This is a genomic window from Mesorhizobium sp. M0601 (assembly GCF_040320845.1).
Taxonomy (GTDB): domain Bacteria; phylum Pseudomonadota; class Alphaproteobacteria; order Rhizobiales; family Rhizobiaceae; genus Mesorhizobium.
Window position 1 is genome coordinate 1 of the sequence record NZ_JAMYQK010000066.1, and the last position, 19816, is coordinate 19816.

Sequence of the window (19816 nt, forward strand, 5' to 3'; positions counted from 1 at the left end):
ATTCCGGCGTCGAAGGTTCGATCGTCGTCGGCAAGCTCGCCGAGGGCAAGGATCACAATCAGGGCTTCGATGCCCAGAACGAGGTGTATGTCGACATGATCAAGGCCGGCATCGTCGACCCGGCAAAGGTGGTGCGCACCGCGCTGCAGGACGCCGGCTCGATCGCCGCCCTTCTGATCACCGCCGAAGCGATGATCACCGACATTCCGGCTCGGGATGCCGCACCGGCAGTTGGTGGTGGCGGCGGCGGTGGCGGCGGCAGCATGGGATACTGAGACCTTGGCGTCCGGAGAAGCCCGTGCGTGAGCCGACGCTGCTTCCGGTATTCGGCAGACTTGGGGTCAAGCCGCCGGTCGGCGTTGCGGCCACGCCGGGCAGGAGAATGAAGAACGGGGTACCCCGCATGCGGGAGGGCATCTCACGGCACGGGGGCCTGGCTTTGAAGGTGTGCGTGGTGCTGTGGACAGTCGTTGGCCTGGCGGCAGTCTTTGTCATTGTGCAGGCCTGAACCGATCGACACAAATTGGTGCCGGCAAAAATGAATAGGACGCGACTATGGCAAACCGCTACGCGTTTCGCATGGACCGCCCGGACAGCTGGACCGTTTTCGACGTTTTCACCGGCCAGCCCGCCGAGTCCGATCACAAGATCATGGTCGGCATCAATGCCGGCGAAGCGGACGAGATGGTCGGCCGGCTGAACTTGGAAGAGCGTCCATCGTACTCCCGCCCCCTCGATGGGAGCCGCATTATGGACAACGATCAATCGGCCGATGTGATTTCGACTTTTGACTGCAATATCCTGCGTGACGCGTTCAGAACATCGGTCATTGAAAAGCAGATCCCCGAGGATCAGTGGCAGGCATACGCCGCGCTTTTGATCCGCGACTATACCGGCAACTCCGATTTTAATCCGGCGTTGCTGGCCTGGATCGTGCGACCGTAATTTTATCGCCGTGCAAGGTGCCGGGGCGGACAGCCGCTCCGCGCTCTCTTTCATTTTTGCCTAAAAGGATAATAAGCATGAGGTACATGAAAACTCCGGACGCTCCGGCCATACCGGTCAAGCCAATCGTCGAAACTGGAAAAATCCTGTCGAAGCGGCTGACGATCAGAAGCGACGAAGCAACAAGACGAAAGTCCGCCGACACCGACGGCACGGTGCGGCGGGCGCGTCAAATTGCGGAAAGCAACCGCCTGATTTGATGCCCCTATGTCCCTTTGGGCAAAACCCGGACATCACCCGATGCCTTGGTACAACGTTCGCGTCATGCCGGAGAGCGACATTCGGTCATTCTATCGATATGTGAAGTCGCTCGGTGATCCCGGCGCCTTCCTCCCGAGAACGGCGAGACCGGGGGAAGAGCCGAGGACGCCCTTCGTCACGCTGGAGCCACCGCAAATGCCGGAACCTTGTTCACGCGACCTGGACTGCGGCGTGGGCGAAGTTTGCTCGGCCGCACCAGTCCGCCAATGCGTTAAGAAGTAGGCACCTTGGGCAGCGGCCCTCTTAAGACAGCCGACCCCAACTACGCGGTAGGGCGAAACCTTAAGTTTCGGAATAGTAGCGAACGCCGCCCTCGGGCCAGACGTCAAGTCAGACCGTCAATGATAAAGCTTAGGGTGAGCGCCTCGCGGATCGCCTGTGGATTTGGGCTTGACGTTTTTCGGAATCGCCAGGGCATGAGTTCCTCGATCTGGGTCTGCGGATGGCCGTTTGATGATGGCGTCGAGGGTTTCGGCGAGGTAGGCGACCGTGTTGACGTCGTTTAGCCTGCAGGTGGCGATGGAGGCGAGCAGCGCCCAATTTTCGGCCCCGACTTCGTGACCTGCAAACAGGGCATTTTTTTCTGGTCAGGCATACTGGCCTGATCGCGTTTTCGACCGGGTTGGTGTCGAGTTCCAGGCGGCCATCGTCCAGGAAGCGGGTCAGGCCTTGCCAGTGGCCGAGCCCATGCCGGATGTCTTCGGCCAGGCCAGAGCCGGAGGAGATCATCGATAGCTGCTTTTCGAACCATGGTTTCAGGGCAGCGATGATGGGCGCGGAATGCTCCCGTCGGGCGGCAAGCCGGGCTTGAGGTGATGCGAGCATCCGCGCGTGATCCGCACCCATTAACCCTACGCCGATAATTCCAACGCGTATACTCAAGTTTACCTCCGTATTATTCCAATGCGTTCAGTCAAGCCAGCCGGTTGTCCGGGCTTTTCCGGCCTCGTGCGAGTCGGCGGCCGCCTGGATGAATTTCACCCAGCGCAGCCCGTCGAGCACGTTCGGAAACAAGATCGTGACTGCCTCCGCATGAACGGTTGCACGGTACAACGCGGTACGCGATGCCGTTTCGTGAGACGCTTCTCGCAATGAATCCTGGCCGGCTCCGCGGGCGAAAGCGCGTCAGAGAAGCAGCCGCTGGTCCGTTGTAGGCAAGATGCGGATCATATCCGCAGTAGGATGAACCTGCCGTGCCGGCGTGTCTATCTTCTGAGGCTGACCGGTGCTGGCGGCGCGCTCAATGGCAAGCAGGGCGCGCACGTCGGCAAATCCTTCTCCACCGTCGGCTTCAGGCGGTTGTGCATTCAGGATGCAGTCGGAGAAATACGCGGTCTGTCCGGCGAAATGGTCTGTCTGCGGGAACGTCGTTTCGGTTCTGATGTCGCCATGCCGAAGCTTCATTTGCACGGCAGTCTCGAAACGGAAGCCAGGGTCGGCTGTTACGCTCCCCTTCGTTCCGGCCACGTGGTAAAAATCCGAATTGTCCGCGCCGAAGCTGGCAATGAACTGTGCAAGCCGGCCCTCGGGGAAGCGCAACGTCACGGCAATGCTTTCCTCTACCTCCCCGACTGAGGCGCTGCCGAAACTCCTTACCGCGACTGCCTCGATCGGCTCAGTGGCAAAGATATGGCGCGCGGCATTCAGGCAATAGACGCCGATGTCCTGCAAGGGACCGCCCCAATAGGCGGCCTTGAGGCGGTGATTGTCGGACGACGCTACGAAGGAGAAGACCGCGGCAAAGATGCGGGGATCGCCGATCTCACCGCTGCGGATGCGCTCCAGCACCTCGACAGTGCCGGGCTCGTTGTGCAGCCGATACGCCGTCATCAGGTACGCTCCGCTCTCATTGGCGGCGGCGATCATCGCCTCGCATTCCGCCTCGGTCGTGGCCAGCGGCTTCTCAACGAGCGCGTGCTTGCCGGCTCTCAGGGCTCGGATCGCATAGTCGGCATGCATGGAGTTCGGCAATGCCACGTAAACTGCATCGGCGACGTCCGATGCGAGCATCTGGTCGTACTGCTCATAGCTGAAGACGTGTTCCACGCCGTAGAATTCGGCGAGCTTAGCGGCGTTTTTGGCCGAGCCGCTGACGATCGCCGTGATTGTCGAGTTTCCGGTCTGGGACACACCGGGCATAAAGGCTTCCTGTGTGATCCAGCCCGCGCCCACCACGGCATATCGTATCTTTCTCAATTGCTCCTCCCGAATGGGATCACTCCCGGCACTCGTCTAAAAATGGTCACGCCGTGGCCAGCGGAGCGTCTCTGAGGCCTGACGGCAGCGGTCGATTTGAGCCAGTCGCTCGATGGGTCTGTTGTCGCCTCTCAGGGGCAAAGGCGGGCAAGAGTCATCCCTCGCCCGCCGCAGAGTTGCGCCCCCCGCCTACTTTCCGATGCAGGTGTCGGCGGTTTCGGGGGTGCAGACGTCGAGACCGGTGTAGGTCGGGTCGGCCGGCGCGGGCTTGCCGTCCTTGATGTCCTTCAGCGCCAGCATGGTCTTGTAGCCCATTTCGAACGGCCGCTGTCCGACCTGGCCGAGCGACAGGCCTTCCTTCATCTGGTCCATCTGCACCGGCAGCGTGTCGGCGACGACCAGAGCCAGCTCCTTCTTGGCGATCTTATCCTTGTACGGCTCGACCGCAGCGCGATTGGCATCCGGTATGAATTGCGGAAAGCCGCCTGTCGGCACGAAGGCGTCGAGGTTTGGCGTCTTCGCCATGAAGTCCTGGAACTGCTGAACCGACAGAGGGAAGTCGTCGTTGGTATAGAGAGGGCAGCCCGGTGCTTCCGTCCAGCCGTTCTGGCCGGTCAGGGCATCACCTGGCGAGGCAGCCGACTCCTTGCCGGCCAGCGTATCGCGTATACCCTTCATGCGCTCATTGTGGTTGGCCGCGGCAGCTCCGCCCGACTGGATACAGATGGTGCCGCCTTTCGGCTTGATGGTCTGCACGATCTTGGCGAGGTTGACGCCAATTTCGTAATTGTGCGTGCCGATATAGGCGACACGCAGGTCCTTGTTCTCCGGTAGCACATCCGAGTCCCAGGTAAGCACGGGAATGCCCGCTTCCCTGGCGGCCTGAAGCGCGACGGCCATTGCCGCGGCGTTCGACGGGGCGACGGCGATGCCGTCGACCTTCTTGGCCACCAGGTCCTGCACGATCTGCACCTGCTCCTCGCCGCCGCCATGCTCGCCGGGGCCGATATACATGCATTCGATCGCGCCGCTGGATTCGGCTTCGGCCTTCTTGCAGCCGTCACGAGCCTGGTCGAAGAAAGGATTGTTCATGTTCTTCGGCACAAGGGCGAAGACGTATTTCTGCTGGGCATAGGCCTGCCCTGCCATCAGCGCGGAAAACGCCACGGCCGCCGTCAGAATGTATTTTTTCACCTGTTCCTCCACTTTGTTTTGACGTCCACTATCCCCGACGGCTTGCGGCCGCCGGATTCTATTTGCGCTTCCAGGTAAACATACCCTCCAGCGTCGCCCGCAGCGACTTGCCCGAGGTCTGCATGCCGAGAAGCACGGCAAGAATGATGAAGGCCCCGACAAAGGCGCCCTGCCAGTTCGAATCGATCCCGGCCATCAGCAGCGCGTTGCGGATGACCTCGAGGAAGGCCGAACCGATCACAGCGCCAAACGCGGTTCCGTAGCCGCCCATCAGGCTGGCCCCCCCAATGACGGTGCCGGCGATCACCCTCAACTCGTAGCCGGTTCCCATCGCGTTGATGGCCGAGCCGCTGTAGCCGAGCAGCAGCAGGGACGCGATCGATGCGGTAAATGCGCAGAAGACATAGGCCTGGAATTTGATCCAGTCGACGGGGACGCCGGTCATCCGCGAGGCGTTCTCGTTGCCGCCGATCGCGAAGAGGTGGCGCGCCCAGGCGGTGAAAATGAAGACGGAGCCGACGATGAGCGCGAGGATCACCATCACCCAGAACTGCGAGGACAGTTCCGGGATCCAATGAGGCACCCAGCCGTCAGGCGTGTGCCTCGGCCATTTGGCCTGGCCGATGGCCTTGACGATCGGCGCATCGGGTCCGAACTGGTAAAGCATCTGGTTGCCGGACAGCACGACCGCCAGCGAGCGCGCGATCGACAGCATGCCTAGCGTCACCACGAAGGACGGCATGCCGATATAGGCCACGAAGAAACCGTTAAAGGCTCCGCAGGCGATGCCTGCGAGCAGACCCGCGCCAAACGCCACATACCAAGGCTGGTGCCAAGTGAGCAGCAGGCCGGCGACGATCGCGACCAGCCCCATCACCGAGCCGACCGACAGATCGATGCCGCCGGTGATCAGCACCACCGTCATGCCCAGCCCCATGATGGCGATAGGTGCAAAATTGCGGGTGGTGTTGGTAACGTTGTCGACCGTGCCGAAGCTGGGCTCCAGCCACGTCATGAAGACCACCAACACGAAAAGCGCGATCGCGACCCAGAAGGCCTGGCTGGCGATCATCTTCTGGAAAACGCTCTGCTCTATTATGCCGACCACATCACCGATGGACGCATGGCCTTCCTTCAGCATGTCGCTCTGGCTATGCATCACGGATTGCTCCCGTAATTAGGCCGGTGATCTCCTCCGGCGATGTCTTCTCCGTCGCCTTGTCGGCCACTTTCGAGCCGCGTCTCAGCACGATGATGCGGTCGCAGACCGCGAACACATCGGGCATGCGGTGGCTGATCAGCATTACCGACACATTTTGCGATTTGAGCCGCCGGATCAGCTCCAGCACCTCGGCTACCTGGCGGACGGAAATCGCCGCGGTCGGCTCATCCATCAGCACGAGCTTGGAGTTGGATAGCCGGGTGCGGGCAATGGCGACCGCCTGCCGCTGGCCGCCTGACATTTTTTTGACCAGATCGCGCGGCCGCGTCTCCGACTTCAGCTCCGCGAACAGTTTTGCCGAGCGGTTGATCATCGTCTGCTTGTCGAGCACGCGGAGCGGCCAAAACCCCTTCTTCATCTCGCGGCCGAGAAAGACATTTTGGGCGGCCGTCAGATTGTCGGCCAAGGCCAGATCTTGATAGACGACCTCGATCCCTTCGCCCCGTGCCTCGATCGGCTTGTGGAAATGGCAGACCTTGCCGTCCACCGCGATTTCGCCGTCGGAGGGTGGGAAGTTCCCCGCAATCAGCTTCACCATGGTCGATTTCCCGGCACCGTTGTCGCCCATCAGGCCAACCACCTCGCCGGCAGCAACCGCGAAGCTAACATCTGACAAGGCGCGGATAGCACCAAAGCTTTTCGAGACGCTTCGTACGTCCAGCACAGACACATTCTCCTCCCTGTGCGACGTCGACTTGAGCACTCAGCCGACGTACCTCTCTCCGGCTGCAATCTATATTGCAAAATGTACAAACATGCAACGTTTATTTCAGACGCATGCGGGGCGGCGACCAACTCTCCCTCGCATCAGTCTGTTCGCAGCCACTTGCTCTCCCGGGCCGAGCCCTGAATTGCCTCCACGAGTTCCTGGATGCGTTGGCCGGCCCGGAAGCCGAAAGACTCGTCTCGCTTCCCGGCGATCGCATCGACGAACCGCGCAATCTCGATAGCCTTCAGATCGTTGAAGCCGAGCTGATGGCCTGGTGCGACGCAGAAGAATCCATAGGGATCGTGATCCGGACCGGCCTCGATGCGCCGAAAGCCACGCCGGCCGCCGGGATCGGCCGTGCTGTAGAAATGCAGCTCGTTGAAGCGCTCCTGGCTGAAGACGAGCGCCCCCTTGGTGCCATAGACCTCGAAATCGTGCTGCATCTTGCGGCCGGTGGCGACCCAGCTCGCTTCGATGCTGCCGGATGCACCATTGGCAAAACGCAGAAATGCGCGACCGATGTCGTCGACCTCGATGGTCCGGCGCCCGCCTCGGCCATCCTGACGGCTCGCTATGACGGTGACGGAATCGCCGAGGACCCGTTCCACCGAGCCAAGCAGAAACTCCGCCGTGGCCAGAGCATGGCTGCCCAGATCCACCAATGCGCCACCGCCGACAGGATCGTGCCGGAAGGTAAATGGGCTTTCCGCATCCGCCATGTAATCCTCGGCGTGAATGCCGCGATAGCTGCGGATCTCGCCCAACTCGCCCGCGCGGATCATCTGCCGCGCCAGCGCGAGCAGCGGGTTGCAGAGATAATTGAACCCGACCTGCGTCCTGACGCCGGCCGCTTCCGCCGCCTCGGCCATCCGTCGGGCATCCGCCGCAACGGGCGCCAGCGGCTTCTCGCAATAGACGTGCTTGCCGGCGGCAATGGCGGCGAGCGCCATCTCCTTGTGGAAGGCGTTCGGCGCCGTGATATCGATCATATCGATCTCCGAGTCCTCGACCAGACGCCTCCAGTCCCCGCTCGCCCGCGCGAACCCCAAGGTCTGCGCCGCCTGCGCGGCGAGCTCATCGGTTCTGTCCGCAACCGTGTGGAGCACCAGTTCGTAGGGAAGATCGAAGACACGTTGTGCGGCAGCAAAGCCGAACACATGGGTCTTGCCCATGAAGCCGGTGCCGATCAGGCCGATTCTGAGTTGAGGTTTTTCACCGGCCATTCAACGCGGCTCCGTTTACCACCAGCGCCGAGTCAATCCGCCCGGCGAAAAAATCGAGCACGTTCCGCACGGACGAGATCGCCATGCGTTCTCCGCATTCGGCGGTGAGCCCGGCTATATGCGGCGTCAGAATCACTTGGTCGAAGCCGAAGAGCGGATGGTTCGCGGCAGGCGGTTCATCGTCGAAGACGTCGATACCGGCTGCGGCGATGCGCCCCTCTCGCAGCGCCGCGATCAGCGCCGCCTCGTCGACCACGCCGCCCCGCGCAGTGTTGATGAGTACGGCAGTCGGCTTCATCGCCGAGAGTTCCATTGGCCCGATCACCGGGCGCTCGGCCTTGGGTACGTTGACGGAGATCGCATCGGCCCAGGCGAGTCCCGTTTGCAAGTCGCTCACCGACGCGACCGGCCCCTCCGGCCAGCCTTGCCTTGCAAGGAATGGATCATATGCGCGCACGTTCATGCCGAATGTCGCCGCCATGCGCGCCAAGTGGCGGCCGATCCGGCCGAACCCGAGGATCAGCAGTCGCTTGCCCGCGAGTTCGTTTGGCTCCAGCCGGTTGCGCCAACCCCATTCGTTGTCGCGGACCGAACGATCCGCGCGGATGAGCCGCTTGGTTGCCGCCAGCAACAGCATCATAGCGTGCTCGGCCACCGACACCGAATTCACGTCGCCGACTATCGCCAGCGCGATACCACGTTCGTTGAGAGAAGGCAGATCCACGGCGTCGTAGCCGACGCCATGGCGCGAGACGATCTTCAGTCTCTCGGCGCGTGCGACGGTCGGAGCCGACAAGGGCTGGGTGCGGATGACGAGACCATCGGCCTTGCCGATCAGAGGTGCATAGCTTGGCTCGGAGACATCTTCGACATAGTCGTAGGTGACGCCGGGCGACCCATCGAGAAGTTCGATGCCGCTCGGATGAAGCTTTCCGGCGACCAGGACGTGGGGCATCAATAGCCTCCCTTGCCGGCTTCGGCCGGGACGGCTTTCGCACCCGTCAATTCGCGGAAGCGAGCGACACTTGCCTGCGCGGCGGAGGCAAGCAGTCGGGAGTCACCCGAGATGGTTGTCATCTCGAAACCCCATTCGACGGCACGTGCGGCGTAGTCGGCCGTGCCGCAATGGAGCGCGGCGCGTTTGCCGTTCCTCTTGCAGGCCGTAACGATCGTCCGCAGAGCGGCGATCATGTCAGGCTCCTCGCGATCGAAGGACGGCGCGAGACGCCCCTGGTGCAGGCTGAAGGTCAGGTCTGCGGGACCGACATAGATGCCGTCGAGCCCTGGCGTTGCGGCGATCGCATCGAGATTGCGCATTGCCTCGGCGGTCTCGACCATGGCGAAAGCCAGGATCTCGTCATTGGCCTCGGCCGCGTAGTTGGCACCCGCCGAGAAGTTGGCACGCGTCGGCCCAAAACTGCGCTGGCCGGCCGGCGGATAGCGCAGGTAGCTGACGAGCTGAGCCGCCTGTTCCGGCGTGTTGATCATGGGACAGATCACGCCATAGGCGCCGGCATCCAGCACCTTCATGATGATGCCCGGCTCCAGCCACGGCACGCGCGCCATGGGCACCACCCTGGATGCACGCATCGCCTGGAACATCGGAAGCAGCATCGAATAGTCGAGCGCGCCGTGCTGGACATCGATGCTCACGCTGTCATAGCCCTGCGCGGCCATGATCTCGGCGGTGAATGGATTGCCGATCGAAAGCCAGCCATTGATCGTGGGCCGCCCTTCGGCCCAGATCTGCTTGAGCTCGTTCTTGATCAAGGCGGCCTCCTCAGAACACGATCTGCGCAAGCTTGGTGTCGAGGTAGTCACCGATACCTTCGCTGCCGCCTTCGCGACCCATTCCGGAATATTTCGTGCCGCCGAACGGAGCCTCGGACGCGGCAAGAGCGAAGCTGTTGATGCCCACCATGCCCGCCTTGAGCTCCGCGACAACTCGCCTGGCCCTGTCTGGACTGCGGGTGAACGCATAGGCCGAAAGCCCCACCGGCGAAGCATTTGCTCGCGCGAGCACCTCGTCGTCGGAGCTGAATCTGGCGATCGCCGCGATGGGTCCGAAGTTCTCTTGGGCAAAGACCGTCATGTTGTCGGTAACGTCACTGAGAGCGGTAGGCTCATAGAAATGGCCCGCATTGAACGAGGCGGCGCGACCAGCTCCGGTCGCTACTTTTGCTCCGGCCCCCACCGCGTCGTCGACGATGGCTTCGATCTCCGCAAGCCGGCGGTCGCTGATTAGCGGTCCCATCTGAACCGAGGGGTCGAGGCCGTCGCCCAGCTTCAATGCTCTTGCGCGTTCGACGAAGCCTTCGACGAAAGAGTCGTGGAGGCTTTCGTGGACGAAGAAGCGATCAGGCGTCACGCAGACCTGCCCGGCATTAGCGTATTTGGTTGGCACCGACAGGTTGAGCGCAGTGTCTAGATCTGCATCGTCGAAGACGATCAGCGGCGCGTTGCCGCCAAGCTCCATCGACACCTTCTTCACCGTGTCGGCGGCATCGCGGATCATTTGCTGGCCGACTCGAGTGGAGCCGGTCAGCGATACCTTGCGGACAGCAGGCGAAGCCATGATGGGCGCATAAGTCGTGTCCGTCAGGCCGATGACGAGGTTCACCGTGCCGGCAGGAAGCCTGCCGGCGCGCATGCAGTCGACCATCACCATCGCCACGCCGGGAGTCTGGCTCGACGGACGGATGATAGTCGAACAGCCGGCAGCTAGCGCCGGCGCCACCTTGCGGGCAACCAGAGCAGCCGGAAAATTCCAGGCCGTGAACGCTGCCGCAACCCCGACCGGTTCGCGCAGGACCTCAAACCGGCCGCCCGGTACGCGGCTTTCGATGACTCGACCATAGATGCGCCGCGCCTCTTCGGCATACCAGCGGAACTGGTCGATCGAGAGTCCCCATTCCCGCTCAGACTGGGCGATTGGCTTGCCGGTCTCGGTCGAGATCATCCGCGTCGCTTCGTCCTTGCGGCGGATCATCTCGTCGGCGATGGCGTGAAGCGCGTCAGCCCGCTCGAAGGCGCTTTTGACTTTCCAGGCGGCGAAGCCGCGGACCGCACTTTCCAGAGCCTCCTCGGTATCGACGAAGGCGGCAGATGGCGCATTCCCAAGTGACTCTTCTGTGACCGGGCTCAGGACCGTGGAGGTGGCATTTCCGAACGCCGGTCGCCAACGACCATCGATAAACAATCCGTATTTCGCGTACATGGCTTATCCGATCTCGCTGACCTTCACGGAGCGGCCTTCGACCGCCGATTTCATCGCCGCTTCGGCCAAGACCAGAGCGCGGCGCCCGTCCTCGAAACCGACCAGCGGCCGCTCGGCCTTCTCGACGCAGGTAACGAAGGCGTCGATCTCGGCATCGAACGCTTCGCGGTATCGCTCGATGAAAAAGTCGAGGTAGGGCGTGGTGGCTTCGGCCCGCGCGGCCGAGTAACGGCGCAACTCATGAGGCTTCCGGTTGCCGCTGATCACCATGCCGGTGCTGCCCAGAAGCTCGACGCGCTGGTCGTATCCATAGGTTGAGGTGCGGGAATTGTTGATGTGGCACTGCTTGCCGCTTTTGGTTCGCATCACGACCATGACGCTGTCGTAGTCGTTTAGTTCCTCCATCATCGCCGGGTCGATCAGCCGGCCTCCTATGGCGAACACCTCCTCCGGCTCCTCTCCCAGCATGAAGCGGGCGAGGTCGAAATCGTGGATCGTCATGTCGCGAAAAAGCCCGCCCGCGACCTCGTAGTAGGAACGGGGCGGCATGCCAGGATCACGCGAGGTGATGATGACCTGGTGCAGGTCGCCGATCTCGCCGGATCGTACGGCGTTCCACGCCGCACGATGACCGGGGTCGAAACGTCGGTTGAAGCCGATCTGGACCGGCACGCCCTTGGACAAAATTGCTTCGGCGCAACGGTTCACCCTTTCCAGACTAAGATCGATCGGCTTCTCGCAGAGCACGGGTTTGCCAGCGGCCACCGCCTTTTCGATGTAGTCGGCATGCGTGTCAGTCACCGTCGCGACAAGGACCGCATCTACATCTGCCGAGGCAAATACCTCGTCGGCGGATCCCGAAGCGCGAACGCCGTGCCGCGCCGCGACAGCCTCCGCGGACGATTCGTCGATGTCATAGACGGTGGCCAGTTCCGCACGGGGATGCGCGGCGATGTTTGCCGCATGCATCCTACCTATCCGACCACAGCCGAGCACAGCAATCCTGAGCAAGAAATCCTCCCGGTTTGAATTTTTGCAATGATCGTTGCAAACATATTGATTTGTCAATGGGCATTCCGTATAGATTTGGAAAGACCGTCGTTAGGGAGGAGACAAAGATGACCAGGGCCACCGTCCGTCTGACCATGGCACAGGCGCTCGTGCGCTATCTGTGCAACCAGTTCACGGTCGTCGACGGCGAGAAAGTTCCGCTTTTTCCGGGAGTCTTCGCCATCTTCGGGCACGGCAACGTGACGTGCCTTTCTGAAGCACTCGAGGCGGTGAAGCACGTGCTGCCGACCTGGCGCGGCCAGAATGAGCAGTCGATGGCGCTTGCAGCGATCGGCTTTGCAAAGGCGAAGCGCCGGCGCCAGATCATGGTTGCGGCGACCTCGATCGGTCCGGGTGCGCTGAACATGGTGACGGCGGCGGGTGTCGCCCATTCGAACCGGCTGCCGGTGCTGATGCTCTCAGGCGACACCTTCGTCAGTCGCCGGCCCGATCCGGTCATGCAGCAGGTCGAGCACTTCGGCGACCCAACCATCAACGTCAATGACGCCTTTAAGGCGGTCACGCGCTACTGGGACCGCATCGTCCATCCCGAGCAGATCATCTCGTCGTTGCCGCAGGCGGTTGCGGTGCTGCTTGATCCGGCCGATTGCGGGCCTGCCTTCATCGCTTTGCCGCAGGATGTGCAGGAGATCGCCTGGGATTATCCCGAAGCCTTCTTCGAACAGACGGTGAATGAGGTGCCGCGCCCCCGGCCCGATCGCAGCCGGCTCGCCGAAGCGACCCGCCTCCTCAAAGGCGCAAAGCGGCCGCTGATCATCTCGGGTGGTGGCGTGCGTTATTCGGGTGCCGAGAAGGTTCTTGGCGATTTCGCCAAAAGGCATGGGATCCCGCTCGCGGAGACGATTGCCGGCAAAGGCACGGTTACGCACGACCACCCCGCGCATGTCGGACCGATCGGCATCGTCGGCTCAACCTCCGCCAACGCGCTGGCGGCGGAAGCCGACGTGATCATCGCCGTCGGCACACGGCTCATGGACTTCACCACCGGATCCTGGAGCGCCTTCTCGGCCGACGCAAAGTTCGTCTCGATCAATGCCGCACGCTGGGATGCCACCAAGCACCGGGCGCTCGCCGTCGTCGGCGACGCGCTGGAGACGGTGAGCGAACTCGAAGGTGCCCTCGGCGACTGGAAAGCGGAGAGGGCCTGGACAGACAAGGGTCGCATCGAGTTCGCCAAGTGGAACACGATGCTTGACGGCTTCCAGAAGCCGACCAACGAGCCGGTCCCGACCTATGCGCAGGTCGTAGGCGTGGTGAACGCCAAGGCGGGCGAGCGTGACCTGCTGATCACCGCGGCCGGCGGACTGCCCGGCGAGGTGATGAAGAACTGGCGGGTGAAGGAACCCAACACTTTCGACTGCGAGTTCGGCTTCTCCTGCATGGGTTATGAAATCTCTGCCGGCTGGGGCGCGGCCATGGCCGACCCTACCCGCACGCCGATCGTCATGATCGGCGACGGCACCTACATGATGATGAACTCCGACATCTATTCGTCGGTGCTCGCCGGCCACAAGATGATTCTCGTGGTATGCGACAATGGCGGCTATGCGGTGATCAATCGGCTGCAGAACGCCAAGGGCGGCGCCTCCTTCAATAACCTTATCAAGGACTGCCGGGTCAAGGAGCCGTTCTCGGTCGACTTCGCCAAGCACGCGGAAGCCATGGGCGCGCTGGCGCGGCGTGTCGAAAGCCTTGCCGATCTCGGCCAAGCGATCGAATGGGCGAAGACCACCGACCGAACCACCGTCATTGCCATCGTCTCCGACGCCTTCAGCTGGACGCCCGGGGATGCATGGTGGGACGTCGGCGTGCCCGAGATCAGCGGGCGCCAGCAGGTCCGCGACGCGCATGCCGCGCAAACCGAAGGTCGCAAGAAGCAGCGCGTGGGTGTCTGAACCGTTCGGGCGCGCGGGGGCGTCCCCTGCCGGAACGATGCAAAACTCCCTGAGCATTGTTCCGGCAGTTTTTTGTCGCTGCGCAGGCAGCCAGCAGCATTCGAAAATCATGATTGGAGATGACGATGAGAGCCAAGCTTGGCATCGCGCCGATCGCCTGGTGGAACGACGACCTTCCCGAACTGAGCGACGACGTCTCGCTGGAGGAGTGCCTGCGGCAGGCCCGTGAGGCCGGCTTCACCGGCATGGAGACTGGCCGCCGCTTCCCGATGGACGCGGCCGTGCTTGAGCCCATCCTGAGGCAGCATGCCATGAGCGTCTGTGGCGGCTGGTTCTCCGGCCGCTTGCTGGTCGGCAATATCGATGAAGAGAAGGACCGCATCGCCGGGCAGATGGAGTTGTTCAAGGCGACCAACGCGCCCTGCATCGTCTATGGCGAGACGGGTCGCACCATTCAGGGCGACCGCGGAACGCCGCTGGCTATGCGCCCGCGTCTCGACGACGATCAGATCAAGGCCTACGGCCGTAAGCTCACCACTTTCGGCGAATGGTGCGCGGGTCAGGGCATGCCGATTTGCTACCACCACCACATGGCCGCGCCGATCGAAAGCGAGCAGGACGTCGATCTGCTGATGAAGCATTCCGGCGAGGGTCTGCCCCTGCTCTACGATGCCGGCCATATGGCCTTTGCCGGCGGCGACGTGCTGCGGGTGGTGGACAAGCACCACGCCCGCATTTCGCATGTACACACCAAGGACATCCGCCAAGCGGTCGTGGACGGGCTCGACCGCAGCCGGGAAAGTTTTCTCGACGCAGTGGTAAAGGGGGCCTTCACCGTACCCGGTGACGGCTCGCTCGACTTCGAGGCGATCGTGAAGCGGCTGGCCTCCTACGGTTACGAAGGCTGGTTCGTCGTTGAAGCCGAGCAGGATCCCGTCAAAAGTCCGCCACTCGAAATGGCGAAGATCGGGCATAAGGAATTGCGGCGCGTCATGGCCGCGGCTGGCTACACTGTGGAGAGCTGAAGTATGAATCGCATGGATGGAAAGGTCTGCGTTGTCACGGGTTCAACGCAGGGGTTGGGAGCGGCCATTGCGCGCCGGCTGGCGGAAGCCGGCGCTGCCGGTCTTGTCACTCTCGGCCGCAACGAGGCGAAGGGCCGTGCCGCGGCCGAGGCGATCACGCACGACACCGGCGTGCCTGTCCACTTTGTCAAGGCCGATCTCGGCAAAGTCGAAGATTGCCGAAGCGTGATGGCGGAGGCCGAGCGCGTTTATGGCAAGATACATGTGCTGGTGAACGCCGGTGCCTGCACGGACCGTGGCACCATCCTCGATACCTCGCCCGAACTTTTCGACGCCCTGTTCGCCGTCAACGTGCGCGGACCCTACTTCCTGATGCAGGAGGCCATCCGCCGCATGATCCGCGACGGCATTGAAGGCGCCATCTGCAACATCGGCTCGATCTCGGAACATGCCGGCCAGCCTTTCATCAACGTTTACTGTGCCACTAAGGCGGCGCTGGCGACGCTGACCCGCAACACGGCGTTTTCCGTGATGAAGAACCGCATCCGCGTCAACCAGCTTGATGTCGGCTGGATGGCCTCCGACCATGAGCGGGAGTTACAGGCGAGTGAGACGGGCGATTCCAATTGGGAAGCGAAAGCGGTCGCAAACCTGCCCTTCGGGCGCCTGATCGACCCCCGCGAGGTCGCGCGGGCGGTAAACTTCCTTGTTTCGGACGATGCCGGGCTCATGACAGGTTCGGTGGTGGATTACGACCAGACAGTCCTTGGTGCCGCATCCGGCCCCATGGCCGTGCCTGAAAAGGCGATGGCGTTTTAACCTTCCGACACCGATTGAGAATCGACGGCCGGAGGATCGCCGGTGCTGCGACAGGTTTCGCGGTTTGGAGTCCCTACCGCTCGGTAACCGTTGGAATGCGGGGATTGACTGCGTTGTTCTGAAGCCTGGCCGCCAAGGCCACGGTCAAAGCCTGGGCAAGACACATAGGAGCCGCCAGCGAGCGCGAGAAAGTGTATTCGTGCTCCGGAACGGCGAAGAGAACGCGCGCGCTCTTGGCCAATGGAGACAGCGTGCTGTCCGAGATCGCCACGATGGGTATACCTCTCCCCGCGGCTTCTTCCACAACATTGACGACCTCGTTCGCATAGAAGCGGAACGACACCGCAAACAGCAGGTCCGTCTTCCGCATCGCGCGGGCCATATGCGTGGCCAGTCCGCCGCCCGGATCCAGGAGCACGCAGCGCTTACCCAGCATGGTCAGTATATAGCGAAGGAGTTCGACGACCGGTGCCGAGCGAAGTTGTCCCATCAGATAGACGACGTCGGCCTTCTCGAGCAGGCTAACGGCTTCCGCCAGATCCTCGGGCTGAATACCGGTGAGCATCTCTTTCAGGGACGCGATGTCACGGACGACCAGATCGTGCATGAATCCCATCTCGCTGCGATCCGTCCGCTCCCCCAGTTCCTTCTCCAACGCCTTGACGCGGGCTTCGAAGCCGGGAGCCGCGGTGGACAATCGTTTCTGGAAGAGGCTCTGCAGGTCCTTGAACCCCTCATACCCCAATGCTTGGGCAAATCGGACGAAGCTGGACGCGTGAACGCCGCTGCCTTCCCCGATCGAGTTCACCGATCGCACCGCGACGTCATTCGGATTTTGGGTGAGATACAACGCAATCTTCTGGTACGACTTGCTCATCCCATCATACCGGTCGTGTATCACGCGGATGAGATCCTCATAGTCCTTGGGAGCCTCGACCTTCTCGTCCACGATGCACATCCTTGCAATTTTTGTTGCATGATGGCGTCTTTGAAGGTTTTTGACCAGCAGAGAGTTGTCAACTCTGTCATGGGGCCACAAGTTGTGACTTCCGGTCGTACTGCGCAGGTCAGCTTCGCGCTAGAAAAACGGATCGGAGCGCCGAAGAGTGCGCATCGCGCGTCCGCGCACCAAGAGGGCTGCGACGGGTCCGTGCGAAGGAGACGCGTCAGAGGAGCAGCGGTTTCGGACAGGCTTAGGAATAGAAGGCCGGAAAGTCGACCGCTCCACCGCCCTACCAAAAGGCTTCGCGGCGGCGAAGATCTTTGCCGACGCCGCCCACTACGACTTGGAGAATACCTGCTGCCTTATGCGATCCGCAGAGTTACCGATCCGGAAGCAAGCCTCATAGTCTTCTTGGAGAGCACATATCGCGCCGCCGCAGACCTCGCGGACTGGGATTCAGCCGGTCTCGAATGTGCATTCGGGCAACCTCTGCGACCACGGGCTCCGCAAGTGCTCTGTCGCGCCGACGTTCGCAACGGCAAGTCCGTCCTACGACCCTGAAAACATCATCGGCTGCGCTTCAGCGGTACTGCATTTGGTACTGCATCGCCAACTTAAATCCCATTAAGCTTTGATTTTTATTATCTTTTCCGGATCAGTCCGTCCAGTCCATCATCGTCCCGACTCGCAATTTCGAGTTCGTGGTTGCTCGATCTCGATTTGTTGTCAGGCCGCTTGCCGACGATAGCAAAAGAACGCCTCCTCGATAGGGGGTCTTGCGATGTAGCGGTCTAGCGACTCGGCCCCCCACATTTGCAGCGGAATATTCTGTGAGTATCATTTGTCCGATTTACACGTCGCTGTTCGCTTTTGCCGAACGAACTATTGAGGCAGCTTCCGCACAAAGCCACATCCTATTATGGCAGGATGATCTCGCCCTGTTGGGATGATATGGATATGCGGATCTGGTTGCACTCATGGCAACATAGCCCTGTTTCTTTGCCACGAAGCTGCCGAAGCAACTGCCTATTTTGGCTTCGCGCGGCTGCGGCTTTTGCGCGCCGATATCTCCGAGGCAGCGTCTATGAAGAGTGACGCGATTTCCTATCCGCCGAGAGGACTCTCTCGCGACGAAGCCGCATGCTACGTCGGTGTCGGATCGACGCTTTTTGAAGAGATGGTTGCTGATGGGCGCATGCCGAGACCTAAACACATCAACAGTCGGGCCGTCTGGGACCGTGTAGCGCTCGACATCGCGTTCACCTCGTTACCCGACAAAAACAACGGTCTGCAACAGCTTTTGGAGCGGAGCAAAAAGGAAGCAAGGAGATAGAATAGGCAGCTTGCGCATACGCTGCTGGCGTAATAAAGTCGCGGGCTCGTACGGAACACGCGACGTGAACGATCGTGAAAAGCTTGCGCAAGAAGTTAAAATTTGGCGCGCCAAGGCAGGATTCACGGCCGAAGCCGCAGCCAAGGTGCTTGGGATACCCAAGCGCACATTTGAAGGCATTGAGCAAGGCAGGGGCTTCCCTTACCCGTTGCTCCTTCGGGTCGCCATGGAGAGCAAAGGCCCTTCGCCTCCGGCGACGATCGAGGTGCCCCGGCGCTTGGAACAGCAGAAGGCTGGAAGGAGGGCTTAATGGGCCGGCCATTCAAGGATGACAAATATCCCGGAGTCTCGTCGCGCCTAAAAGGCGGTAAACTCGTCTATCGTTACCGCGGCAAGGGAAAGCCCGAAATTCGGCTTCCAGGCCGGCCGGGTGATCCAGAGTTCGAAGCCGCCTATGGACGGGCAACTCAAGGCCAGAGTCAGAAGGCCGTGATCATCGACTTGCCTGGACGGGCGTTGCCAAAGACTTTCGGTCATGCTGCCCGCCGACTTGAAACGACGATGGAATGGCTGGACTTCGACCAAGCGACCCAGCAGAAGAATGCTCGGCTTATTGAACGCTTCCTTGAGATGAAGGTCGATCCCGCCTATCCGCTGACCTGGCGCGACACGCCGATCGAGCATCTCGATGCCGACCGTCTGCGTGCGATTATCGAAGGCGTCTTTGGCACCAGACGGACAGTCGCAAAGCACCTGCTGGTAGCGATCAAAAAGCTCCTTTGGGTGGCGATTGACGTTGAGAAGTGGATCAAGCCGCAGGACGATCCTTCGCTGTCAATTCGCGTTCGCATTCCCAAATCGACGGCCAATCCCGGGTGGCCGATGGCCATTCGTGAAAAGTTCGAGGCGCGCCATGCGGTCGGCTCGGCGGCGCGCACCTGCTATGCCCTCGGCTTCTGGCTCGGGAATAGACGCGGCGATATCGCCACACTGGAATGGGAAGATCTGGTCAGCGAGGAAATCGAACTGTTCGATGGCTCGCTGGTTTTGATCGAGGCCTTCGAGTTCCGGCAGAAAAAGAACCGAAACCGCCACGGCGGCAGGGAAGTGTTTATCCCCGTCGTGGACAAGCTGGCGCAGGCTCTGGAGCCGCTAGACCGTTCGAAAGGTGGACCGGTATTGAGGAATGGCTATGGGCGTCCGTTTGCGGAAAAAAGCCTCACCGGCATGATGGCACATTGGAACAAGCAGGCCGGCATTCCGGAGGGCTACACCCTGCACGGGCTCCGGCGTACCTTCGGCACGTATCTCGCCGAATGCAACATCCAGGCACGCGCCATTATGGAAGCGATGGGACATTCCTCCATGACGGTGACGGACGCGTACGTACGGGAAGCCAACAAGAAGCGGATGGCCGTCGATATCGCCCGCGCGATCAACGAGCGGGAGGCGAAACGCGACGCCATAAAGCAGCGGACACCGCTTCGCGTCATCAAGTGAATGGTTTCAATTCGGACCGGTGCAGGGCGGCTTATCGGCCGCCCTTTTTTGTTGGGCCCATAATCGGCCCAAAACGTTTTGGGCCGAGGCCACTTTTTCGCACTAAAATCAAAGGTCTTGGTGGGCCCGGAGGGTGTTCAGAAAGCGATAAAAATCAATTTCTTAGAGATCAGTGGGACTTCAGAGTATTCAAATCTTTTCCA

At 61.4% G+C, this 19816-nt stretch carries 20 protein-coding genes and 1 pseudogene; 10 read left to right on the forward strand and 11 right to left on the reverse strand.

Going from position 1 to position 19816, the window contains the following annotated elements; translation table 11 throughout:
* From NKI41_RS31515 to NKI41_RS31525, 3 genes are all read left to right on the forward strand, one after another.
* Nucleotides 1-275, forward strand: a 275-nt coding sequence (locus tag NKI41_RS31515; RefSeq protein WP_352686819.1) for a TCP-1/cpn60 chaperonin family protein, incomplete at its 5' end; no start/stop codon positions are given.
* 280 nt (nucleotides 276-555) lie between these two features.
* Nucleotides 556-945: a hypothetical protein gene (locus tag NKI41_RS31520; protein WP_352686822.1), complete on the forward strand. Its 390-nt coding sequence runs from the start codon at nucleotides 556-558 to the stop codon at nucleotides 943-945.
* Between the two features lie 77 nt (nucleotides 946-1022).
* The gene (locus tag NKI41_RS31525) at nucleotides 1023-1205 is read left to right on the forward strand and encodes a hypothetical protein (protein ID WP_352541463.1); all 183 of its coding nucleotides are present in this window, start codon (nucleotides 1023-1025) and stop codon (nucleotides 1203-1205) included.
* Nucleotides 1206-1591: 386 nt separating this feature from the next.
* On the opposite strand, the pseudogene NKI41_RS31530 reads toward NKI41_RS31525, so the two are convergent.
* The 10 genes and pseudogenes from NKI41_RS31530 to iolG form a co-directional block, all read right to left on the reverse strand.
* Nucleotides 1592-2085, reverse strand: a pseudogene (locus tag NKI41_RS31530) (IS66 family transposase); the annotation flags it as partial.
* A gap of 306 nt (nucleotides 2086-2391) precedes the next feature.
* A complete protein-coding gene (locus NKI41_RS31535) occupies nucleotides 2392-3441 on the reverse strand; it encodes a Gfo/Idh/MocA family protein (RefSeq protein ID WP_352541464.1) in 1050 nt (349 codons plus the stop codon).
* A 210-nt stretch (nucleotides 3442-3651) separates the two neighbouring features.
* Nucleotides 3652-4656 (reverse strand): substrate-binding domain-containing protein, encoded by a 1005-nt coding sequence (locus NKI41_RS31540; RefSeq protein WP_352541465.1) that lies wholly within the window; start codon nucleotides 4654-4656, stop codon nucleotides 3652-3654.
* A gap of 58 nt (nucleotides 4657-4714) precedes the next feature.
* Entirely contained in the window at nucleotides 4715-5815 is a 1101-nt protein-coding gene (locus NKI41_RS31545; RefSeq protein WP_156937342.1) for an ABC transporter permease, read from the reverse strand.
* Nucleotides 5808-6548: an ATP-binding cassette domain-containing protein gene (locus NKI41_RS31550; protein WP_352686825.1), complete on the reverse strand. Its 741-nt coding sequence runs from the start codon at nucleotides 6546-6548 to the stop codon at nucleotides 5808-5810. The genes NKI41_RS31545 and NKI41_RS31550 overlap by 8 nt, the downstream gene beginning before the upstream one ends.
* 137 nt (nucleotides 6549-6685) lie before the next feature.
* Nucleotides 6686-7810 carry a Gfo/Idh/MocA family protein gene (locus NKI41_RS31555; RefSeq protein WP_352686828.1) on the reverse strand — a complete coding sequence of 375 codons (1125 nt, stop codon included), beginning with the start codon at nucleotides 7808-7810 and terminating at the stop codon, nucleotides 6686-6688.
* The gene (locus NKI41_RS31560) at nucleotides 7800-8765 is read right to left on the reverse strand and encodes a hydroxyacid dehydrogenase (RefSeq protein ID WP_352541468.1); all 966 of its coding nucleotides are present in this window, start codon (nucleotides 8763-8765) and stop codon (nucleotides 7800-7802) included. The genes NKI41_RS31555 and NKI41_RS31560 overlap by 11 nt, the downstream gene beginning before the upstream one ends.
* Nucleotides 8765-9580, reverse strand: coding sequence for an HpcH/HpaI aldolase family protein (locus NKI41_RS31565; protein WP_352541469.1), 816 nt, complete (start codon nucleotides 9578-9580; stop codon nucleotides 8765-8767). The genes NKI41_RS31560 and NKI41_RS31565 overlap by 1 nt, the downstream gene beginning before the upstream one ends.
* 10 nt (nucleotides 9581-9590) lie before the next feature.
* Nucleotides 9591-11027 (reverse strand): NAD-dependent succinate-semialdehyde dehydrogenase, encoded by a 1437-nt coding sequence (locus NKI41_RS31570; protein ID WP_352541470.1) that lies wholly within the window; start codon nucleotides 11025-11027, stop codon nucleotides 9591-9593.
* A gap of 3 nt (nucleotides 11028-11030) precedes the next feature.
* Nucleotides 11031-12038 (reverse strand): inositol 2-dehydrogenase, encoded by a 1008-nt coding sequence (iolG, locus tag NKI41_RS31575; RefSeq protein ID WP_352541471.1) that lies wholly within the window; start codon nucleotides 12036-12038, stop codon nucleotides 11031-11033.
* Nucleotides 12039-12145: 107 nt separating this feature from the next.
* Between iolG and iolD the strand changes: the two genes are divergently transcribed.
* The 3 genes from iolD (at nucleotide 12146) to NKI41_RS31590 (ending at nucleotide 15837) form a co-directional block, all read left to right on the forward strand.
* Nucleotides 12146-13993, forward strand: coding sequence for a 3D-(3,5/4)-trihydroxycyclohexane-1,2-dione acylhydrolase (decyclizing) (gene iolD, locus NKI41_RS31580; RefSeq protein WP_352541472.1), 1848 nt, complete (start codon nucleotides 12146-12148; stop codon nucleotides 13991-13993).
* 125 nt (nucleotides 13994-14118) lie between these two features.
* Entirely contained in the window at nucleotides 14119-15018 is a 900-nt protein-coding gene (gene iolE / locus NKI41_RS31585) for a myo-inosose-2 dehydratase (RefSeq protein ID WP_352686832.1), read from the forward strand.
* Between the two features lie 3 nt (nucleotides 15019-15021).
* A complete protein-coding gene (locus tag NKI41_RS31590; protein WP_352686835.1) occupies nucleotides 15022-15837 on the forward strand; it encodes an SDR family oxidoreductase in 816 nt (271 codons plus the stop codon).
* Between the two features lie 73 nt (nucleotides 15838-15910).
* On the opposite strand, the gene NKI41_RS31595 is transcribed toward NKI41_RS31590, so the two are convergent.
* Nucleotides 15911-16786, reverse strand: coding sequence for a MurR/RpiR family transcriptional regulator (locus NKI41_RS31595; RefSeq protein ID WP_352449995.1), 876 nt, complete (start codon nucleotides 16784-16786; stop codon nucleotides 15911-15913).
* Between the two features lie 78 nt (nucleotides 16787-16864).
* Here NKI41_RS31595 and NKI41_RS31600 point away from each other — a divergent pair, with 78 nt between their 5' ends.
* From NKI41_RS31600 to NKI41_RS31615, 4 genes are all read left to right on the forward strand, one after another.
* A complete protein-coding gene (locus tag NKI41_RS31600; protein ID WP_352686842.1) occupies nucleotides 16865-17341 on the forward strand; it encodes a DUF5996 family protein in 477 nt (158 codons plus the stop codon).
* A gap of 523 nt (nucleotides 17342-17864) precedes the next feature.
* On the forward strand, nucleotides 17865-18113 hold the full coding sequence (locus tag NKI41_RS31605) for a helix-turn-helix transcriptional regulator (protein ID WP_352686845.1): 249 nt from the start codon (nucleotides 17865-17867) through the stop codon (nucleotides 18111-18113).
* A gap of 64 nt (nucleotides 18114-18177) precedes the next feature.
* Nucleotides 18178-18423, forward strand: a complete 246-nt coding sequence (locus tag NKI41_RS31610; protein ID WP_352541475.1) for a helix-turn-helix domain-containing protein — start codon at nucleotides 18178-18180, stop codon at nucleotides 18421-18423.
* A complete protein-coding gene (locus tag NKI41_RS31615) occupies nucleotides 18423-19613 on the forward strand; it encodes a tyrosine-type recombinase/integrase (RefSeq protein ID WP_352541476.1) in 1191 nt (396 codons plus the stop codon). Before NKI41_RS31610 ends, NKI41_RS31615 begins: the two co-directional genes overlap by 1 nt.
* Nucleotides 19614-19816 lie beyond the last annotated feature (203 nt).

Bases quoted from the DNA above. Each gene is read 5' to 3' on its own strand.
- NKI41_RS31545 (WP_156937342.1), bottom strand. From the start codon at position 5,815: ATGCATAGCCAGAGCGACATGCTGAAGGAAGGCCATGCGTCCATCGGT.
- NKI41_RS31570 (WP_352541470.1), bottom strand. From the start codon at position 11,027: ATGTACGCGAAATACGGATTGTTTATCGATGGTCGTTGGCGACCGGCG.
- NKI41_RS31615 (WP_352541476.1), top strand. From the start codon at position 18,423: ATGGGCCGGCCATTCAAGGATGACAAATATCCCGGAGTCTCGTCGCGC.
- iolE (WP_352686832.1), top strand. From the start codon at position 14,119: ATGAGAGCCAAGCTTGGCATCGCGCCGATCGCCTGGTGGAACGACGAC.
- NKI41_RS31520 (WP_352686822.1), top strand. From the start codon at position 556: ATGGCAAACCGCTACGCGTTTCGCATGGACCGCCCGGACAGCTGGACC.
- NKI41_RS31555 (WP_352686828.1), bottom strand. From the start codon at position 7,810: ATGGCCGGTGAAAAACCTCAACTCAGAATCGGCCTGATCGGCACCGGC.
- iolD (WP_352541472.1), top strand. From the start codon at position 12,146: ATGACCAGGGCCACCGTCCGTCTGACCATGGCACAGGCGCTCGTGCGC.
- NKI41_RS31525 (WP_352541463.1), top strand. From the start codon at position 1,023: ATGAGGTACATGAAAACTCCGGACGCTCCGGCCATACCGGTCAAGCCA.
- NKI41_RS31605 (WP_352686845.1), top strand. From the start codon at position 17,865: ATGAAGAGTGACGCGATTTCCTATCCGCCGAGAGGACTCTCTCGCGAC.
- NKI41_RS31600 (WP_352686842.1), top strand. From the start codon at position 16,865: ATGGGGCCACAAGTTGTGACTTCCGGTCGTACTGCGCAGGTCAGCTTC.
- NKI41_RS31590 (WP_352686835.1), top strand. From the start codon at position 15,022: ATGAATCGCATGGATGGAAAGGTCTGCGTTGTCACGGGTTCAACGCAG.
- NKI41_RS31560 (WP_352541468.1), bottom strand. From the start codon at position 8,765: ATGCCCCACGTCCTGGTCGCCGGAAAGCTTCATCCGAGCGGCATCGAA.